The organism is Methylobacterium sp. E-025 (assembly GCF_022829705.1).
GTDB lineage: Bacteria > Pseudomonadota > Alphaproteobacteria > Rhizobiales > Beijerinckiaceae > Methylobacterium.
In genome coordinates this window covers 19,440-37,401 of the sequence record NZ_JAKSYR010000179.1, presented here as the reverse complement: position 1 = coordinate 37,401, position 17,962 = coordinate 19,440, and the positions used below count along the sequence as shown (strand labels likewise).

The window sequence follows — 17,962 nt, the reverse complement described above, 5'->3', positions numbered from 1 at the left end:
CGCTTACGCCGCCTTCTTCTTCCCCCCGCGCTCGGCGATCCCTGCCAGCGCCCGCACCACCTGCGTCGCGGTCTTGAGCCGGGCCGGGATCGAGTCGAGCTCGCGGATGAAGACCACGCTCATGTCGGGCCGGACCTTCGCGAACGAGGCCTGCTCGGCGACGTAGGCGACCAGCCCCTGCGGGTTCGCGAACGACTTGTCGCGAAAGTGGACCACGACGCCCTTCGGCCCGGCCTCGACCTTGGCGATGTTGGCGGCCAGGCACAGGATCTTGATCGTCACGATCTTGAGCAGCTGCTCCACCTCCGGCGGCAGCGGCCCGAAGCGGTCGATCAGCTCGGCGCCGAACGCCTCCATCTCGGCGTCGTTCTCCAGGGTCGAGAGCCGGCGGTAGAGGGCGAGCCGCACGCCGAGATCCTCGACATAGGTCTCGGGGATGGTGACCGGGGCGCCGAGCGCGATGGTCGGCGACCACGCCTCCTCCACCGGCTCCTCGTAGCCGGCCTTGAGCGCGGTGACCGCGTCCTCCAGCATCTGCTGGTAGAGCTCGTAGCCGACCTCCTTGATGTGGCCGGACTGCGCGTCGCCGAGCAGGTTGCCGGCGCCGCGGATGTCGAGGTCGTGGGAGGCCAGCTGGAAGCCGGCGCCGAGCGTGTCGAGCGTCTGCAGCACGGTGAGGCGCTGCTCGGCCTGGGCGCTCAGGGTGCGGTTGGCCGGCGTCGTGAACAGGGCGTAGGCGCGGGCCTTGGAGCGGCCGACGCGGCCGCGGAGCTGGTAGAGCTGGGCCAGGCCGAACATGTCGGCCCGGTGGACGATCAGCGTGTTGGCGGTGGGGATGTCGAGACCGGATTCGACGATCGTGGTCGAGAGCAGCACGTCGTACTTGCCCTCGTAGAACGCGGTCATCACGTCCTCGAGCTGGCCCGCCGCCATCTGCCCGTGGGCGACCGCCACCGTGGTCTCGGGCATCTCGGTGTCGAGGAAGCGCTTCACCTCGGCCAGATCCTCGATCCGCGGCACCACGTAGAACGACTGGCCGCCGCGGTAGCGCTCGCGCAGCAGCGCCTCGCGGATGGTCAGCGGATCGAACGGCGTCACGAAGGTGCGCACCGCCAGGCGGTCCACCGGGGGGGTCGCGATGATCGAGAGGTCGCGTACGCCCGTCATCGCCAGCTGCAGCGTCCGCGGGATCGGGGTGGCCGAGAGCGTCAGCACGTGCACGTCGGCCTGCAGCGCCTTCAGGCGCTCCTTGTGGCTGACGCCGAAATGCTGCTCCTCGTCGACGATGATCAGGCCGAGGTCCTTGAAGGCGATGGTCTTGGCCAGCACCGCATGGGTGCCGACCACGATGTCGACGGTGCCGTCGGCGAGCCCGGCGCGGGTCTGCTTCATCTCGGCCGCGCCGACGAAGCGCGACAGCTGCGCCACCTGGATCGGCAGGCCCTTGAAGCGCTCGGCGAAGGTGCGGAAGTGCTGGCGCGCGAGCAGGGTGGTCGGCACCACCACCGCAACCTGCCGCCCGGAGATCGCGGCGGCGAAGGCGGCGCGGAGCGCCACCTCGGTCTTGCCGAAGCCGACGTCGCCGCAGACGAGCCGGTCCATCGGGCGGCCCTCGTTGAGGTCCGAGAGCACCGCCTCGATCGCGTTGGCTTGGTCCTCGGTCTCCTCGAAGGCGAAGCGGGCGGCGAACTCGCCGTAGAGGCCCTCGGGCGGCACCAGCCGCGGCGCCTGCCGCACGAAGCGCTGGGCGGCGACCTTGATGAGCTCGCCGGCCATCTCGAGGATGCGCTTCTTCATCCGCGCCTTGCGGGCCTGCCAGCCGGCGCCGCCGAGGCGGTCCAGCGCCACCTCGGAATCCTCGGAGCCGTAGCGGGTCAGGAGCTCGATGTTCTCCACCGGCAGCAGCAGCAGGCCGGTGGCGTATTGCAGCTCCAGGCAATCGTGCGGGGCGCCGGCCGCCGTCACCGTCTTCAGGCCGACGAACCGGCCGATGCCGTGGTCGGCGTGCACGACGAGGTCGCCGGGCTGAAGCGCCTGCACCTCCAGGATGACGTCCTGCGGGCGCTTGGACTTCCGCTTCTGGCGCACCAGCCGGTCGCCGAGGATGTCGCCTTCCGAGATCACGGCGAGCTGGCCGGCGGTGAAGCCCGATTCGAGGCCCCAGACCGCGACGGCGACGTCGGTGCCGCGCTTCAGCGCGTAGACGTCCGACAGGCGCGAGATCGCCATCGGCTTCCTGAGGCCGTGGTCGGCGAGCACGCCGCAGAGCCGGTCGCGCGAGCCTTCGGACCAGGATCCGAGGATCACGTGATGACCGGATCCCTGCAGATCCTTCACGTGCGCCACCGCCGCGTCGAAGACGCTCGTCCCCTCGCTCGCGCGCTCGGCGGCGAAGGTGCGGCCGGGCTCGGCGCCGCAATCGATGGCCGGGCCGCCGGCTCCGCCCTCGGGCACCGCGAACGGGGTCAGCCGGGCGACGGAGCAGGCCGCGATCCGGTCGCGCAGCTCGTTCTGGGTCAGGTAGAGGGCGCGCGGCGGCAGCGGCTTGTAGGGCGCGACGCCCGATTGCGGGGTCTTGCGCGCGCCTTCGCGAGCCTGGAAGTAGTCCTGGATCAGGGCCAGCCGCTCGGCGGCCGCATCCTCGATCTGCGGCTCGAACACCATCGGCACCCCGGCGACGTAGTCGAACAGGGTGTCGAGGGATTCGTAGAACAGCGGCATCCAGTGCTCGAGGCCGGCATAGCGCCGGCCCTCGCTCACGGTCTCGTAGAGGCGGTCGTCGCGGGTCGCGGCCCCGAAATTGGCGACGTAGCCCTGGCGGAAGCGCCGGATGGTCTCGGTGGTGAGCTGGACCTCGCTCATCGGCACGAGATCGAGGGAGCGGAGCTGGCCGACGGTGCGCTGCGTCTCCGGATCGAAGGCGCGGATCGATTCCAGCGTGTCGCCGAAGAAGTCGAGGCGGATCGGGTTCGGGAGCCCCGGCGGCGACAGGTCGAGGATGCCGCCGCGCACGGCGTACTCGCCGGTGTCGCGCACCGTCCCGGTGCGCAGGAAGCCGTTGGCCTCGACCCAGGCCACGACCTTGTCCATCGAGACGACGTTGCCGATCGCGACGGAGAAGGTCTCGACGGCGATGCGCTTCATCGGCGGAACGCGCTGGATCAGGGCGTTGACCGTGGTGCAGACGATGCGGGGCGCGGCCTCCGAGGAACGCGTGCGCGTCAGCCGCGAGAACGCGGTCATGCGCTGCGCCGCCGTGGCGCCGTTGGGCGAGACCCGGTCGTAGGGCTGGCAATCCCAGGCCGGCACGCTCATCGCCTCGATCTCGGGCGCGACGAACTTCAGGGCGTTGACGAAGGCCGCCGAGCGCCCGGAATCGCGGGCGACGTGGACCAGCACCGCCGGCCCCTCGAAGCCGGCGCTCAGGGCGCGCGCGAGGTCGGCCACCACCAGGGCGTCGAACCCGTCCGGGACGCCGGCCAGCGTCGGGCTCTCGCCGCGCGCGAATGCGTCGCGGATCCGCGCCAGCGGCCCGGACTTGGGAAGCGCGAAGCGCGCCGTCTGAACCTTCGGCGCGGGGACCGGGGGCGCGGGCGTCTTGGATGCGGACGTCTTGGATGCGGGCTTGGCCATCGGGTGTCTGTTCGTCGTCGAATCGGGCGGGCAGGCGATGCCCGGGGGCGGGACGTGGAGCCCACGAAACGGGATGTATAGACCGGAAGGCAGGGTGTCAGGAGGCGGCGATCCGACGATGCGGCGCTCCGACCTGGGCCGCCATGGTCCGACCGGACGAATGCATGGGATGAGCTTTTCGAGGCAACCTACTCGAAATCAGCGATTTTCGATCGTTTTTTCCCGAGGCGGACCCGTCGGCTCTTGCGCCGACAGGGCCAGCACGGAGCGGCTCGGGTCGGTGCCCCGCATGCCGGTGTCGCAGGGGCGGATCGCAGGAGGGACGCGCACCCGATTTTCGCGCCGAAACGCTTGATGCCCAACGCGAGCCGATAGGGACAACCCACACGTAAAAAAGAGTTTTTCCGTTCAGCGCGCGGCCCGCATCTGCTCGGGTGCGCCGAGCCGCGGCAGGACGCCCTCGCGCATCACGGCGCGGCGCAAGGGCCCGATCGCGCTCATCGCCAGCAGGCCGAAGCCGCGCAGCGCGTCGACGGGCACGAGGTCGGCGAGCAGGCTCCGGTTGAGCGTGTCGACCGCCGTGGATCGCAGCGCCGCGTCGAGCCGGCGGGCGCGGGCGAAGCCGGACAACGCCGCGCGGGAGCCCGGATCGCGGCGCTCGCGGGTGGCACCGAGCACCGCGTCCCGAAGGGCGGCGGCATCCCGCAATCCGAGGTTCAGGCCTTGCGCGCCGATCGGCGGGAAGACGTGGGCGGCCTCGCCGATCAGGGCGAGGCGGTGGGCGGTCGGGGTCGCCACGGAGAGGCCGCGCATCGGCACCAGGCCGCGGGGGCCGTCGATCCGCATCGTCCCGAGCATGCCCTGCGCCTGGCGCGTGACCGCCTCGGCCAGCGCCGCGTCGTCGAGCGCGGCGAGCCGGCGCGCGACGCCCTCGGCCGCGACCCAGACCAGGCTCGAGCGGTTCCCCGGCAGCGGCACCAGGGTGAAGGGGCCTCCGCGGGTGTGGAACTCGGTCGAGACGTCGCCGTGCGGGCGGTCGTGCGCGAGGATCGTGGTGATCGCGGATTGCGGGTAGGACCAGTCCCGCACCCGGATGCCGCTCGCGCTCCGCAACGGCGACCGCCCCCCGTCCGCGGCGACGACGAGCTGTGCCGAGACGCGCCCCCCATCGACGAGCCGAACCTCGGAAACCTCTTCGCCAGGAACGGCTTCCGCGGCATCGCTCTCGAACAGCGTGAGGTTCTCGGTGGCGCGTGCCTGCCGGCGCAGGGACTCGACCAGGAGCCGGCTCTCGACGTTCCAGCCGAACGCTTCCAGCCCGATCTCGCCGGCCTGGAAGCGCGCGGGCGGGGGGCGGAACAGGCTGCCGGTGTCGTCGATGATCTGCAGCGTCGCCAGCGGGCCGGCCTGCGGGGCGATGCCGCCCCAGGCCTTCAGCGCCGCGAGGAAGCGCACGGACCCGTCGAGCAGGGCGACGGTGCGCCCGTCGGCCACGGGTGCATGGCGTCCGACCAGGGCCGTGGGCACGCCGTCGCGGGCGAGCGCCAGGGCGGCGGCGAGGCCCGCGGCGCCGGCGCCGACCACCGCGACGGCAAACGTCCTGTCCTGTCGGGGCGGCTGGGGCACGGGCGGAGAATCCTTGGTACGACCCAAACGGATCTAGGGCGATCGCGCGCGCCTGTCGCCCATGCTGCGGCAACCCGCGCCGGCGAGAGCGTGGTCCGTGATCCGTCAATCACGGACACGGCTCGCTCTCGTCTCCAGGGCGCATCGTCGTCACGCCAGCGGGAATCCACCTCGCTCGACGATGCTCTAGCCGGCCCCGAGCAGCCGGATCGCGGCGTCGCGCTCGAACAGGTAGAGCAGCACCCGCAGCGCCTGGCCCCGCTCGGTCCGCAGGGTCGGATCGCGCTCGACGATCAGCCGTGCGTCGTCGCGGGCGACCTCCAGCAGGGCGCCGTCGCTCTCCAGTCGGGCGAGCCGGAAGGCCGCGAGGCCGGATTGGCGGGTGCCGAGCACCTCGCCCTCGCCGCGCAGCCGCAGATCGGCCTCGGCGATGCGAAACCCGTCCTCGCTCTCGCGCATCATCTCGAGGCGGGCCTTCGACACCTGGCCGAGCGGCCCGCGATAGAGCAGCAGGCAGGACGAGGCCTTCGCGCCGCGCCCGACCCGGCCGCGCAGCTGGTGGAGCTGGGCCAGCCCGAAGCGCTCGGCATGCTCGATCACCATGATCGTCGCCTCCGGCACGTCGACCCCGACCTCGACCACGGTGGTCGAGACCAGGACCCGGGTCTCGCCCGCAGCGAAGCGAGCCATCGCCGCATCCTTGTCGGCGCCGGGCATCTTGCCGTGGATCAGCCCGACCTCGGCCCCGAAATGCTGCTTCAGGTCCTCGAAGCGCTCCTCCGCCGCGGCGAGGTCGACGAACTCCGATTCGGCCACCAGCGGGCAGATCCAGTAGACGCGCTCGCCGCCCTGGAGCGCGCGGTGGAGGCCGGCCACGACCTCGTCGATGCGCTCGGTCGGGATGGTGATCGTCCGGATCGGCTGCCGTCCGGCCGGCTTCTCGTCGAGGACCGAGACGTCCATGTCGCCGAAGCAGGTCAGCGCCAGCGTCCGCGGGATCGGGGTCGCGGTCATGACGAGAATGTCGACCGCCGCGCCCTTGGCGCCGAGCGCGAGGCGCTGGTGGACGCCGAACCGGTGCTGCTCGTCGACCACCGCCAGCCCGAGATCGGCGAACACCACGCTGTCCTGGAACAGGGCGTGGGTGCCGACCAGGATGTCGATCTCGCCGGCGGCGAGGTCGGCCAGCGTCGCCCGGCGCTCGGCGGCGCGGTCCCGGCCGGTCATCAGGCGCAGGCGCAGGGCGCCGGCCAGCGGCTTCAGGCGCTCGAAGTGCTGGCGTGCCAGGATCTCGGTCGGGGCCATCAGCGCCGCCTGCCGGCCGGCCTCGCAGGCCGAGGCCATGGCGAGGAGCGCCACGGCGGTCTTGCCCGACCCGACATCGCCCTGGAGCAGGCGCAGCATCCGCTTGTCGGAGGCCAGATCGCCGCGAATCTCGGCGACGGCGCGCGCCTGCGCGCCGGTCAGCGCGAAGGGCAGCCCCGCCTCGATCCGGGCGGAGAGGCGGCCGTCGCCGGCGTTGACCCGTCCGGGCTTGCGGCGGCTGCGCGCCCGCATCAGCGCCAAAGCCAGTTGCGAGGCCAGAAGCTCGTCGTAGGCCAGCCGTTTTCGCGACGGCGTCGCGGGCGGCGGGACCGCGACGCCGTTGGGGCCCAGCGTCGAGGGCTTGGGCGCCTCCTCGGGCCGGTGCTCGGCGCGCAGCGCGTCGGCGAAGGGCGGCAGCCGGTTCTGCCGCAGCCAGGCCGGGTCCTGCCACTCCGGCAGCACCGGCAGCCGCTCCAGGGCGGCCACCGCCAGCTTGCCGATCGCCCGCGAGGTCAGGCCTTCCGTGGCGCCGTAGACCGGCTCGACGGAGGGCAGGGCGGCCAGGCCTTCCGCGTCGACGATGCGGGAGGGATGCACCATCTGGCGGCTGCCGTCCCAGAGGTCGATGCGGCCGGTGACGTAGCGGTGGCTGCCCAGCGGCAGCATCTTCTCGACCCGCGCCGCCGGCATCCCGAAGAACACCAGGGTGATGTCGCCGGTCTCGTCCTCGACCAGCACCCGGTGCGGGCGCCTGCCCGGCCCGGTCCCGGCCGGCCGGTGATGCGAGACGGTGACGCCGACGGTGACCGGCTCGCCCACAGGGGCCTCGCCGACCGAGCCGACGAGCTTCTGCGCGATGCCGCCCTGCGGCAGGTGGAACAGCAGGTCGACGATGCGGGCCGGCCGCTCGGGCGTGCCGAGCAGCCGCTCGATCATGGGCGCCATCTTCGCGCCGACGCCCGGCAGCCCGCGCGCGGGCGCGAACAGCGGATCGAGGATGCTGGGGCGCAGGAGCGCAGGGGCCGTCTCGTCGCGCATCGCCAATCCGCTCGTTCGGCCCATCCTGCCCGGCGGGCCCTAATAGCCCGTGCATCCCGCCCCGTCGCGCGCGGCCGCTCGACGCTGGCGCGCCGCGTCGCCCTCCCGTGATCGGCGGATCGGAGGATCCTGTGCCCGGCGCCCGGATGCGGCCGGCTGGCAGGTCGGCCGCGATGGCTTAGATACGGACGGTGGCGGCGCTCGGCGCGGCCGGCGGCGGGAGCCAAGGCGATGATCGAGTTTTTCGACCGGGAGGGACGTCCATCCGCCTTCTGCGACGACGGCCGGGCGGTCTACCACTGGGATGGGCGGCCCGCGGCGATCATCGACGACGACAAGGTCTTCGCCTATTCGGGCCGCTTCGTCGGCTGGTTCTCCGACGGATGGATCAGCGACGCGCGCGGGAACCGGCTGCTGTTCGAGTTCGATGCGGTCGGCGGCCCGGCCAAGCCGGACCGCGGCACCCGGGTCGCCAAGGGCCAGCGCGGGCACAAGCCGCCGGTCGGCCCGCGCGATCCCGTCCCGGCCCCGCCCGGGCCGTCCGCGGCGTGGTCCGAGACCGCCTTCGCGGGCCTGGTCTGAGCCTTTCGTCCCGTGATCCTCGGATCACGGTTTGTCTCCAGCGATCCGAAGGCCCTCACGATGTCCGGCACCACCCGCACCAGCGCGGATCTCGATCCCCGCCGCCGCCGCACGCTGTTCCGCGCCTGGCACCGGGGCATCCGCGAGATGGACCTGATCATGGGGCGCTTCGCCGACGCCGAGATCGGCAGCATGAGCGATGCGGATCTCGACCTGTTCGAGGGCCTGATCGAGGTGCCGGACCGCGACCTGTTCCGCTGGCTCGTCGGGGAGGAACAGGTGCCGGCAAACTACGACACGGCGCTGTTCCGCCGTCTCAAGGCGTTCCACAAGCACGACGCGCCGATCCATTCGTAGCGGATCGGCACCCGGGCCGGGCGATGCCTAGAGGTCGGGTTCGTTGACGACGTAGGGGCCGATGCGGCTCATCAGGTCGATCGGCGCGCCCGCGCGGCGCCCCTTCGCGCCGTCGATCACCAGGACCGGGATGCCCTGGTCGCGGACCTGCGCACGAAGCCGGGCTGCGAGGCGGGCATAGCTCGAATCGCGGCGCGACGAGGTCTGGAGCAGGATGGCGGCAGGCCGGGCGATCACCGCCAGCACGTCCGCCGCCGCCTCGAGGGAGACGGTGACGCTGGCATAGCCGAGCTCGGCCAATTCTCCGGCCAGGGAGTGATCGATGGCACGGACACCATCGTCGACGACGAGCACTTGTTGCAGCGCACCCATAAGATCGAGAGCTACCCCATCGCAGGCCACTTGGGAAGAGAGCTGAGCTTTAAACCCTCCGCCAACGGTTTGGTTCGCCGGCGCCCTTTGCAGATGCGAAAATAAACCCTTTCGATGAGCGTCCGATGAACCGCGCGGCCGGCGCCATCGATCGTACCGGGCACAGGCGCGGGCACGGGCGGCCAAGGCCCTGGCGACGCTGAGCTTTCGGAACGGTTTCGTTTCACGGGCGAGGATGCGCGGTCGAGGGATGCGCCGGGCGGGCACGCGGCACCGCCGCGCCGGATGGTGCGGCGCGGGGCGGCCCGAGCGGCCGCTCAGGCCTCGGTCACGGCGATCCCGGTTCCGGCAAAGCGATCGACGCGGAAGCGCGAGGCGCGAAACTCATCGGCTTCGGACGCGCCGGCCTCGCCGCGTTGCACCAGGGCCGTCGCGCAGGCCTGGCCGCGGAAGGCGAGGCGGCCGTCGGGCTCGCGGCGCAGGTCGAACAGGGCGGGGGGCAGGGCGGGGGGCAGGGAAGGGGGCAGGGCGCGGTGGCCGGGCTCGGTGAGCGCCCCGGCGAGGCCCGGCCCCTTGCGCCTGACCGAGAGGATCGCATCCTCGTCGAAGGCCAGCACATCGAGCACCGGCCGTGCCGGGTCCGGTCCGGGCGGAGGCACGGGCCCGGGCGCACGGCGTGCGAGGACGACCGAGCGCAGCGTCGTCGCGGGCAGGGCGTCGAGCGCACCCTCCAGGAAGGCCGGGGCGACGAGATGGGTCGGGCGCGGATGCGCCAGGCTCTCGATCAGCGCGCCTCCGTCGAAGACCGGCATCGTCTCGAGGTCGGCGCCGACGGCGAGCGCCGCGCCGAGGCCGGTGACGATCCCGCGCAGATCCGAGGGCGGCAGCAGGGTGAGGATGCGGTCGCCGGGCTCGATCCGGGCCGAGACCAGGTGCGCGGCGACCGCCGCGAGCAGGGCGTCGCCCGTCCGGTGGACCGGCCGCGCCGGATCGCCCGCCACGAAGCTGACGAGGCCGCCGCCGGTCTCGGGCAACGCAACGGCGCCCCCGGCCCGGTCGAGGGCGAGCGCGTCGAGGTTGATCACGCCGTCGGGCACGGCCGGGCCGAAGGCGGCGAGATAGCGCAGGCCGAAATAGCCGGCCGCGATCCGGCACATCGCCTCCGCCGGGCGGCCGGCCCCGACATGGGTCTGGGTCAGCACCGCGGAGAGGCCGGCCGCCTGGATGCCGGCCGCCGCCTGCGCCTCGGTCCAGGACGCGGGCAGCGGGCAGGGGACGTGCCCCGCCGCCTCGACGGCGAGGTGGGCGACCAATCCCTCGGTGCTTCCGGGAAACCACAGGCCGATCCGGCTTGCCGGCGGCAGCCGCCACGTCCGCAGGGCCCGGCCGAGCCGCCCGACGATCTCGGCCGCCGTCCCGTAGGTCCAGGTCATCGGCGGCCTTTCGCTCCAGCCGCGCTTGGGCGCGGCGTCGGAGAAGGCGAGGCGGGCGGGGTCGAGGCGGGCGGTTCCGGCGAGCAGCGCGCACAGCCCCACCCGCGGAAGGACGACCTCGGCGGCGGCCGGCGACCGCACCGGCTCGCGGGCCGCCGTCCGGGGCAGGGGGCGTCGATCGGCGGCCGGTCCCCATCCTGCGGTCGACGGCTCGATGGAGGGCTGCGCCGCGCTCACGGGGTTCTCGAACTCCATCCGAAGGGCGTCGCCCGACATCCCGCACGGGGACGACTGGTCATCGATGCGGGTTTAGGGTTAACCCCCGCCTAAGGCCGACCCGCGGATGTCCCGCATGCGCGGGGCCGGGTGTCGCGGTGGGTGTCATGCCTTCGCCGCATTCGGCGGGGAATGCAGGCCGCCCGATCGCCCGGGACCAGCGCGGCGCCCTGTCGGACCGGCCGCCCGCGTCCCGCACCGCATCACGTTTTCCCGTCACGACGACGTCCTCTTCATCGACGAACTTCAAAGGGTCTGAGCCGATGTCCTTCGCCAAAAGCCCGGCGCTCCTGATGCGCGCCGCCGCGTTCCTTGCGCTCGCCGGCCTTGCCGGACCCGCCCTCGCCCAGCCGAAGAAGGCGACGCCGGCCCCCGCGGCCCCGGCGCCGGCGGCCCCCGCCCCGGCCCAGAGCACGCCGGCGGCCAACACCGCGGCGCAGACCGGCCCGCAGACCGTGACCGTGAAGTCCGAGCCGAGCCAGGCCGACTGGACCAAGGTCTGCGGCAAGGACGGCGGGTCGGGCACCGACATCTGCTACACCACCCGCGACTTCGTCTCCGACCAGGGCCAGCCGGTCCTCGCGGTCGCCGTGTACGAGATGAAGAACCCGGCCACGAAGCAGGAGGTGCGCGTGGTGCGCTACCTGCTGCCGCTCGGCCTGCTGCTGCAGCCCGGCATCCGCTTCACCGTCGACGGCCAGCAGGGCACCGCCGGCAAGTTCGCGGTCTGCTTCCCCAACGGCTGCTTCGCCGAGGCCGGCGGCGTCGATGCCGGCGTCGTCGCCGCGATGAAGAAGGGCACCACGCTCAACGTCTCGGTGCAGAACCAGACCCAGCGCGAGGTGACCTTCGCCGTGCCGCTCGCCGGCTTCGGCAAGGCCTTCGACGGCCCGGCCATGGACCCGAAGGTGCTCGAGGAGCAGCAGAAGAAGCTCCAGGCCGAGCTCGAGAAGCGCAGCGAGGACATGCGCAAGAAGCTGGAGCAGCCGGGCGCGGCCGGCGCCGGCGCCGCGGCGGCCCCCAAGCCCTGATTCGCGACCGCCGATCCCGCCGTCGGGATCGGCCCCTGCAAATTGACTTTTGCAAGAAGCCCGGCGCCCCGAAGCGCCGGGCTTTTCCGCTTCGGGGTGCCGGCATGATGCGATCGGCACAAGATCCCATGATCACGGGATCGCAGCATGACCGGATCACGGGATCATCGCCCCGGGGCGCGCCGGCCCGCTGCCCGCGACGCCGCGCGGCGGAACGGCCAGTCGATCGCGCCACCGGCAAACAATCCGGCCCAGATCAGCACCGGTTGGAAGGCCAGCCGGGGGCCGTGGTACCACCAGGAATCCGGCAGCGGCGGCACCACGATCCCCTCGACCGCCTGCTTGATGTTGGCCGGCCAGACGCAGAGCGCGTAGAGCGCGAGCCCGATCCCGGCCGCCCGGCGCAGGGCCGGGCGCGTCAGCGCCAGCGCGCCCGCGACCTCGCAGAGCCCCGTGCCGAGGATCACGAGGCGCGGCTCCGGCACCCAGGCCGGCATGATCGGCATCAAGGTGTCGGGCGCGGCGAGGTGCACCGCGCCGACGAGGCCGTAGAGGCCGACCAGCCCGCGCCGCAGCCAGATCCGCCCGGGCGTCTCCGTCGATCGCCCGCCCGTCATGCGACGACGCTGGCGGGAACGCCGCATTCCGCTGCGACGCGGTCGCGCAGGGCCGCGATCAGCCGCATCAGCACCGGGTGGTCGGTCGCGTAGGCGGTGTCACCGATCGCCGCGACCGGTGCGACGAGCCGCAGCGAATTGGTGACGAGCACCGCGTCGGCGCGGCGCAGCTCGGCCCTCGTCGCGGACCGTTCCTCGCAGGCGAGCCCGCAGGCGGGCGCGAGCTCGGCGATCACGACGGCGCGCACGATGCCGGCCAGCACCCCGTCGCCGAGCGGCGGCGTGACCAGGCGGTCGCCGAACAGCGCGAAGACGTTGCCGGTGCCGGCGCAGGCGAGGTGCCGCCGGGTGTTGCAGAACAGGGCCTCGTCGAAGCCGGCCGCCCGCGCATCCCGCGCCGCGAGGATCGCGTCGCCGTAGCCAAGGGTCTTGAGCCGCGCCAGCGGCGAGGTCTCGTTCCGGGCGATGGCGGTGGGCCACAGCCGCAGGGGCGCGAACGCGATCCGGCGGTCGCTGACGGCCGCGGTCGCAAACAGCGTCGGGCGCGGATCGGGCGGCGGGGCGAGGCCGCGCGGGCCGATGCCGCGGGTGACGGTGGTGCGGATCGCCAGGCGATCGCCCGTGGCGGCGAGCGCATGCATCGCCGTGCGGGCGGCATCGGCGGGCACGGAGAAGCCCAGCGCTTCGGCCGAGGCGACGAGGCGGGCGACGTGCGCGTCCGCGAAGGCGACCCGGCCGGCCAGCGCCAGGGCCGTGTCGAAGACGCCGTCGGCCAGGGTCAGGCCGCGATCGGTCAGGTCGAAGGGCAGGGTGGTGCCGTCGATCAGGCGGCCGTCATGCCACAGCATCGCCGCCCTCCCCGGATGCGGGCCGCTCCCGCCAATCGCGGGCCAGGCCGAGGAAGTTCGAGAAGATCGCGTGGCCGTTCTCGGTGAGCACCGATTCCGGGTGGAACTGGATGCCGTAGGTCGGATGGCGGCAATGCGACAGCGCCATCACCTCGCCCTCGGCCGAGCGCGCGTCGACAGTGAGGTGGGCCGCCATCGCCGGCTGCGGCGCCACCACGAGGGAGTGGTAGCGCCCGACCTGCATCGCCGGCGGCAGCCCGGCAAACAGCCGCTCCCCGCCATGCGCCACCGGCGTCGCCTGCCCGTGCAGGGGCTTCCGCGCCCGCTCGACGGTGCCGCCGAAGGCCGCGCCGATCGCCTGGTGCCCGAGGCAGACCCCGAGGATCGGCATCCGACCCGAGAGCTCGCGGATCGCCGGCAGCGAGATCCCGGCCTCGGCCGGCGTGCACGGCCCCGGCGAGATCACCAGGGCGTCGGGGGCGAGCGCGCGGATGCCGGCCACGTCGAGGGCGTCGTTGCGCACCACGCGCACCGTCTCGCCCAGCTCCTCGAAGTAGCGGACGACGTTGAAGACGAACGAGTCGTAGTTGTCGACGACGAGGATCATGGGGTTTCCCGGTGGCCCCCGGCCGTCGCCGGCCGCAGGCATCGGCCGCGCCGCCGGCGACGCGCGGTCGCGCGCGCCGACCTCCGCTCGGATCTCCCCGTGCGGCCCCCGGTCGTCGCGCCGGCCCGGGCTCGCGCAGGCGCGCTCATGTTTCGAACGCCTCTGCCTCGAACGCCTGGAACACGCGGGCGGCCTTGGTCAGGGTCTCGTCGTACTCGGCCGCCGGCTCGGAGAGCAGGGTGACGCCGCCGCCGGCCTGGAGCACCGCGGTCGTCGCGTCCATGAACACGGTGCGGATCGCGATCGCGGTGTCGAGCGACCCGTCGAACCCGATCCGGCCGATGGCCCCGCAATAGAGCTCGCGCGCGTCGCCCTCGATCTCGGTGATGATGTCCATGGCCCTGAGCTTCGGCGCGCCGGTGATCGAGCCGCCGGGAAAGGTCCTCTCCAGCAGGTCGAAGCCGTCGAGACCGTCCCGCAACGTGCCCGTGACGACCGAGACGAGATGGTGGATGCCGGCATAGGATTCCAGCCCGCACAGCACCGGCACCTGCACGCTGCCCGGCGCGCAGACCCGGGACAGGTCGTTGCGCAGCAGGTCGACGATCATGGTGTTCTCGGCGCGCTCCTTCGGGTCCGCGAGCAGCCGCGCGGCGCGGGCCGCGTCTTCGACCGGGTCGGGGCTGCGCGCGAGCGTGCCCTTGATCGGCCGAGTCTCGACCTGGCCGCCCTCGAGCTTCAGGAAGCGCTCGGGCGAGCTCGACGCGACGGTCAGCCCGTCGAACTCGAGATAGGCGCCGAAGGTCGCCGGGTTGGTCTCGCGCAAGCGGCGGTAGAACGCGAACCGGTCGAAGCCCGCGGGCAGGGCGGCGGTGAAGCGCTGGGCGATGTTGGCCTGGTAGATGTCGCCGGCCCGGATGTAGTCCCGCACCCGGTCGACCGCCGCCTCGTAGCGGGCGCGCGTGAAGTTCGAGTGCCAGGTCGGCGGGGCAGCGCGCGGGGGCAGGGCGGCCGGTTCCGGCGTCGCCCCGCTCAGGCGATCGGCGAAGGCGGCGAGCCGCGCCTGCGCGCGGGCCTCGCGCCGCGACGGTTCGGTCTCCGGGAAGCCGGTGGCGGCGAGGCGGCAGGTGCCGGCGCCGTGGTCGATGGTGAGCGCGACGTCGTGGAGGTCGAAGGCGGCGTCGTCCGTCAGCCCGGCCCGGCGCGCGGGCGGGACCACCCGCTCCAGCGCCTGCCCGAGATCGTAGGCGCAGTAGCCGATCGCGCCGCCGGAGAACGCGGCCCCCTCCTCCGGGCCGAGCCGGTAGGGCGCGAGGCAGGCGCGGAGCGCCGCCATCGGCCCGCCGGGGACGGGCCGCCCGTCCAGCGTGGCGCGGCCGTCGCGAAACCGGAAGCGGGCGAAGGGGTCGGCCGCCAGGATCGAGACCCGGCCGAGGGTGTCGTGCCGCATTGCGCTGTCGAGGAAGGCGAGGCCGGGCCAGCGGCGCAGCCGCATCGCCGCCGCGACGGGGTCGACGAACGGGATCTCCCGGGTCCAGATCTGTTGCGCCGCCATGTCCTGCGCTGTCGCGTCCGGTTCGAGGGCGACGGGTGCCGGCCCGTCGGTGGGTCCGAAGGACTCGCACAGGCGGTAGCCCCTGGGAAGCCGCAGCCGATGCCGCAGGGTTTTGCGACCGATGCGCCCGACGCAATCCCACTCGGCGCTCGGCCGCGCGCCGGCGGGGCTCGCGCGGGCGCCGCGATCCCGCTATAGCGATGCCCCATCACGAAAATTCGGGCCCGAAGATCGGGATGTCCCCCATCCTCGGATTCTCGAGGCGTCCGACCTGGCGGCGTCCACGCCGCACGAAGGCAGCATGACCGCATCCGCTCTTCCGTCCGATCCGACGCCCGCAAGGGTCTCGGCCGCACCCAAGATCTCGTTCGTCTCGCTCGGCTGCCCGAAGGCGCTGGTCGATTCCGAGCGGATCCTCACGCATCTGCGGGCGGAGGGCTACGAGCTCGCCCGGCGCCACGACGGGGCGGACGTAGTCATCGTCAACACCTGCGGCTTCCTCGATTCGGCCAAGGCCGAATCGCTCTCGGCGATCGGCGAGGCGATGGCGGAGAACGGCCGGGTCATCGTCACCGGCTGCATGGGCGCCCAGCCCGACGAGATCCGCGACAAGTACCCGAACCTCCTGGCCGTCACCGGCCCGCAGGCCTACGAATCGGTGGTGGCCGCCGTCCACGAGGCGGTGCCGCCGGCCCACGACCCGTTCCTCGACCTGGTGCCGCCGCAGGGCGTCAAGCTGACCCCGCGGCACTACGCCTACCTGAAGATCTCGGAGGGCTGCAACAACCGCTGCACCTTCTGCATCATCCCGTCGCTGCGCGGCGACCTCGTCAGCCGCCCCGCCGGCGACGTGCTGCGCGAGGCGGAGAAGCTGGTCAAGGCCGGCGTGAAGGAGCTGCTCGTCGTCTCGCAGGACACCAGCGCCTACGGCGTCGACCTGCGCTACGCCGAAAGCCCGTGGCGCGACCGCGCGGTGCGGGCGAAGTTCTACGATCTCGCCAAGGAACTCGGCGAGCTCGGTGCCTGGGTCCGGCTGCACTACGTCTACCCCTACCCGCACGTCGACGAGGTGATCCCCCTGATGGCGGAGGGGAAGATCCTTCCCTACCTCGACATGCCGCTCCAGCACGCCTCGCCGACCGTGCTCAAGCGCATGCGCCGCCCGGGCAACCAGGAGCGCCAGCTCGAGCGCATCCGGCGCTGGCGCGAGACCTGCCCGGACCTCGCCATCCGCTCGACCTTCATCGTCGGCTTCCCCGGCGAGACCGAGGCCGAGTTCTCGGAGCTGCTCGACTGGATCGGGCAAGCCAAGCTCGAGCGCGTCGGCTGCTTCACCTACGAGCCGGTGACGGGCGCGCTCGCCAATTCCGTCGGCGCGGCGGTGCCGCCGGAACTGCAGGCCGAGCGCAAGCGCCGCTTCATGGAAGCGCAGCAGCAGGTCTCGCTGCGCCTGCAGAAGGCGCGCATCGGCAAGCGCCTGCCCGTGATCGTCGACACGGTGGGGGCCGACGGCATCAAGGGCCGCTCGAAATACGACGCGCCCGAGATCGACGGCACCGTCCACGTCGCCAGCCGCCGGCCGGTGCGCCAGGGCGACATCGTCACCGTGAGGATCGAGGCGGCCGACGCCTACGACCTGCGCGGCAGCGTGGTCTGAGAGCGGGTTTCGAAAGGGATCATCCCTTTCGTGGGTCCAGGGCGAAGCCCTGGTGCCTATTCGTCGGGCTCCGCCCGACACCCACCAAAGGGATGATCCCTTTGGAATCTCAAATCCGCGATCAGGCCTCGCGCTCGGTTCGCTTGACCGCGGCCCAGGCCGCCTCCATCGCGGCGAGGTCGGCATCCGACAGCGTCCCGCCCGCGGCCTCGAGCCGGGCGGCCATCGCGGTGAAGCGGCGCACGAACTTGTCGTTGCCGGCCCTGAGCGCCGCCTCCGGGTCGATCCCGGCGTGCCGGGCGAGGTTGGCCACCGAGAACAGCAGGTCGCCGATCTCCTCGGCCACGGCCTGCCCGTCGTCGCCGGCGAGCGCCTCGGCGACCTCGTCGGCCTCCTCGCGGACCTTGGCGACCACGTCCGCCGCATCCGCCCAATCGAAGCCGTAGCCGGCCGCCCGCCGCGAGATCTTCTCGGCCCGGGTCAGGGCCGGAAGCGTCCGGGCGACGCCGTCGAGCGGTCCCGCCGGGGCGCGGGACGGCTTGGCGGCGCGCTCGGCGGCCTTGATCGCCTGCCACTGCGCCTCGACCGCGCGCGCGTCGCGGCGCGGGCTGCCGGCCGGGAGCAGGGTCCCGTCGGGCTCGAACACGTGCGGGTGCCGCCGCACCAGCTTCGCCACGATCGTGCGCGCGACGTCGTCGAGATCGAAGGCGCCGGCCTCCTCGGCCATCCGGGCGTGGAACACCACCTGCAGCAGCAGGTCGCCGAGCTCCTCGCGCAGGTCGCCGAGATCGCCGCGCGCGATCGCGTCGACGACCTCGTAGGCCTCCTCGAGGGCGTAGGGCGCGATGCTCGCCGAAGTCTGGGCGACGTCCCAGGCGCATCCGCGGTTCGGATCGCGCAGCGCGGCCATCACCCGCCTCAAGGCATCGAGCGGCGCTTCGGCCATGCGTCACGGCTCCTCACGGGGTCGGCCTGCCCGACGCCCACCGGCCGCAGGGGTAGACCGGCACGGCCGCGAAATCACC

General features: G+C 73.0%; 14 protein-coding genes. 4 read left to right on the top strand and 10 right to left on the bottom strand.

The window, feature by feature from the left end; translation table 11 throughout:
• Positions 1–3: 3 nt before the first annotated feature.
• The 3 genes from mfd to recG all read right to left on the bottom strand — a co-directional run bounded on the left by mfd (position 4) and on the right by recG (position 7,602).
• Positions 4–3,633, bottom strand: a complete 3,630-nt coding sequence (gene mfd, locus MKK64_RS25750) for a transcription-repair coupling factor (RefSeq protein WP_243938468.1) — start codon at positions 3,631–3,633, stop codon at positions 4–6.
• Between the two features lie 408 nt (positions 3,634–4,041).
• On the bottom strand, positions 4,042–5,259 hold the full coding sequence (locus MKK64_RS25745; protein WP_243938467.1) for a UbiH/UbiF family hydroxylase: 1,218 nt from the start codon (positions 5,257–5,259) through the stop codon (positions 4,042–4,044).
• A gap of 186 nt (positions 5,260–5,445) precedes the next feature.
• Positions 5,446–7,602: an ATP-dependent DNA helicase RecG gene (recG, locus tag MKK64_RS25740; protein ID WP_243938465.1), complete on the bottom strand. Its 2,157-nt coding sequence runs from the start codon at positions 7,600–7,602 to the stop codon at positions 5,446–5,448.
• A 231-nt stretch (positions 7,603–7,833) separates the two neighbouring features.
• On the opposite strand from recG, the gene MKK64_RS25735 reads away from it, so the two are divergent.
• The gene (locus MKK64_RS25735; RefSeq protein WP_147729744.1) at positions 7,834–8,184 is read left to right on the top strand and encodes a 4-fold beta flower protein; all 351 of its coding nucleotides are present in this window, start codon (positions 7,834–7,836) and stop codon (positions 8,182–8,184) included.
• A 60-nt stretch (positions 8,185–8,244) separates the two neighbouring features.
• Positions 8,245–8,541 (top strand): succinate dehydrogenase assembly factor 2, encoded by a 297-nt coding sequence (locus tag MKK64_RS25730; RefSeq protein WP_243938463.1) that lies wholly within the window; start codon positions 8,245–8,247, stop codon positions 8,539–8,541.
• 27 nt (positions 8,542–8,568) lie between these two features.
• Here MKK64_RS25730 and MKK64_RS25725 read toward each other — a convergent pair whose 3' ends face one another.
• Together MKK64_RS25725 and MKK64_RS25720 are read right to left on the bottom strand one after the other, a co-directional pair.
• On the bottom strand, positions 8,569–8,913 hold the full coding sequence (locus MKK64_RS25725; RefSeq protein ID WP_147729746.1) for a hypothetical protein: 345 nt from the start codon (positions 8,911–8,913) through the stop codon (positions 8,569–8,571).
• A gap of 317 nt (positions 8,914–9,230) precedes the next feature.
• Complete coding sequence (locus MKK64_RS25720) at positions 9,231–10,601, bottom strand: AMP-binding protein (RefSeq protein WP_243938461.1); 1,371 nt, start codon at positions 10,599–10,601, stop codon at positions 9,231–9,233.
• A 284-nt stretch (positions 10,602–10,885) separates the two neighbouring features.
• On the opposite strand from MKK64_RS25720, the gene MKK64_RS25715 reads away from it, so the two are divergent.
• On the top strand, positions 10,886–11,653 hold the full coding sequence (locus tag MKK64_RS25715) for an invasion associated locus B family protein (protein WP_147860186.1): 768 nt from the start codon (positions 10,886–10,888) through the stop codon (positions 11,651–11,653).
• Between the two features lie 164 nt (positions 11,654–11,817).
• Here MKK64_RS25715 and MKK64_RS25710 read toward each other — a convergent pair whose 3' ends face one another.
• From MKK64_RS25710 to pabB, 4 genes are all read right to left on the bottom strand, one after another.
• Positions 11,818–12,270, bottom strand: coding sequence for a DoxX family protein (locus MKK64_RS25710; RefSeq protein WP_147860185.1), 453 nt, complete (start codon positions 12,268–12,270; stop codon positions 11,818–11,820).
• On the bottom strand, positions 12,267–13,118 hold the full coding sequence (locus tag MKK64_RS25705) for an aminotransferase class IV (RefSeq protein ID WP_243938459.1): 852 nt from the start codon (positions 13,116–13,118) through the stop codon (positions 12,267–12,269). The genes MKK64_RS25710 and MKK64_RS25705 overlap by 4 nt, the downstream gene beginning before the upstream one ends.
• A complete protein-coding gene (locus tag MKK64_RS25700; protein ID WP_243938457.1) occupies positions 13,105–13,725 on the bottom strand; it encodes an anthranilate synthase component II in 621 nt (206 codons plus the stop codon). The genes MKK64_RS25705 and MKK64_RS25700 overlap by 14 nt, the downstream gene beginning before the upstream one ends.
• 145 nt (positions 13,726–13,870) lie before the next feature.
• Complete coding sequence (gene pabB / locus MKK64_RS25695) at positions 13,871–15,280, bottom strand: aminodeoxychorismate synthase component I (protein WP_243938455.1); 1,410 nt, start codon at positions 15,278–15,280, stop codon at positions 13,871–13,873.
• A 301-nt stretch (positions 15,281–15,581) separates the two neighbouring features.
• Here pabB and rimO point away from each other — a divergent pair, with 301 nt between their 5' ends.
• Complete coding sequence (gene rimO, locus MKK64_RS25690) at positions 15,582–16,937, top strand: 30S ribosomal protein S12 methylthiotransferase RimO (protein ID WP_243938454.1); 1,356 nt, start codon at positions 15,582–15,584, stop codon at positions 16,935–16,937.
• A 121-nt stretch (positions 16,938–17,058) separates the two neighbouring features.
• Here rimO and mazG read toward each other — a convergent pair whose 3' ends face one another.
• Positions 17,059–17,883 (bottom strand): nucleoside triphosphate pyrophosphohydrolase, encoded by an 825-nt coding sequence (mazG, locus tag MKK64_RS25685; protein WP_243938452.1) that lies wholly within the window; start codon positions 17,881–17,883, stop codon positions 17,059–17,061.
• Positions 17,884–17,962 lie beyond the last annotated feature (79 nt).

Excerpts from the sequence above, each read along its gene's own strand:
- recG (WP_243938465.1), bottom strand. The coding sequence starts at position 7,602 with ATGCGCGACGAGACGGCCCCTGCGCTCCTGCGCCCCAGCATCCTCGAT.
- mazG (WP_243938452.1), bottom strand. The coding sequence starts at position 17,883 with ATGGCCGAAGCGCCGCTCGATGCCTTGAGGCGGGTGATGGCCGCGCTG.
- MKK64_RS25700 (WP_243938457.1), bottom strand. The coding sequence starts at position 13,725 with ATGATCCTCGTCGTCGACAACTACGACTCGTTCGTCTTCAACGTCGTC.
- MKK64_RS25720 (WP_243938461.1), bottom strand. The coding sequence starts at position 10,601 with ATGGAGTTCGAGAACCCCGTGAGCGCGGCGCAGCCCTCCATCGAGCCG.
- rimO (WP_243938454.1), top strand. The coding sequence starts at position 15,582 with ATGACCGCATCCGCTCTTCCGTCCGATCCGACGCCCGCAAGGGTCTCG.
- MKK64_RS25725 (WP_147729746.1), bottom strand. The coding sequence starts at position 8,913 with ATGGGTGCGCTGCAACAAGTGCTCGTCGTCGACGATGGTGTCCGTGCC.
- MKK64_RS25710 (WP_147860185.1), bottom strand. The coding sequence starts at position 12,270 with ATGACGGGCGGGCGATCGACGGAGACGCCCGGGCGGATCTGGCTGCGG.
- mfd (WP_243938468.1), bottom strand. The coding sequence starts at position 3,633 with ATGGCCAAGCCCGCATCCAAGACGTCCGCATCCAAGACGCCCGCGCCC.
- MKK64_RS25730 (WP_243938463.1), top strand. The coding sequence starts at position 8,245 with ATGTCCGGCACCACCCGCACCAGCGCGGATCTCGATCCCCGCCGCCGC.
- MKK64_RS25715 (WP_147860186.1), top strand. The coding sequence starts at position 10,886 with ATGTCCTTCGCCAAAAGCCCGGCGCTCCTGATGCGCGCCGCCGCGTTC.
- MKK64_RS25705 (WP_243938459.1), bottom strand. The coding sequence starts at position 13,118 with ATGCTGTGGCATGACGGCCGCCTGATCGACGGCACCACCCTGCCCTTC.
- MKK64_RS25735 (WP_147729744.1), top strand. The coding sequence starts at position 7,834 with ATGATCGAGTTTTTCGACCGGGAGGGACGTCCATCCGCCTTCTGCGAC.
- pabB (WP_243938455.1), bottom strand. The coding sequence starts at position 15,280 with ATGGCGGCGCAACAGATCTGGACCCGGGAGATCCCGTTCGTCGACCCC.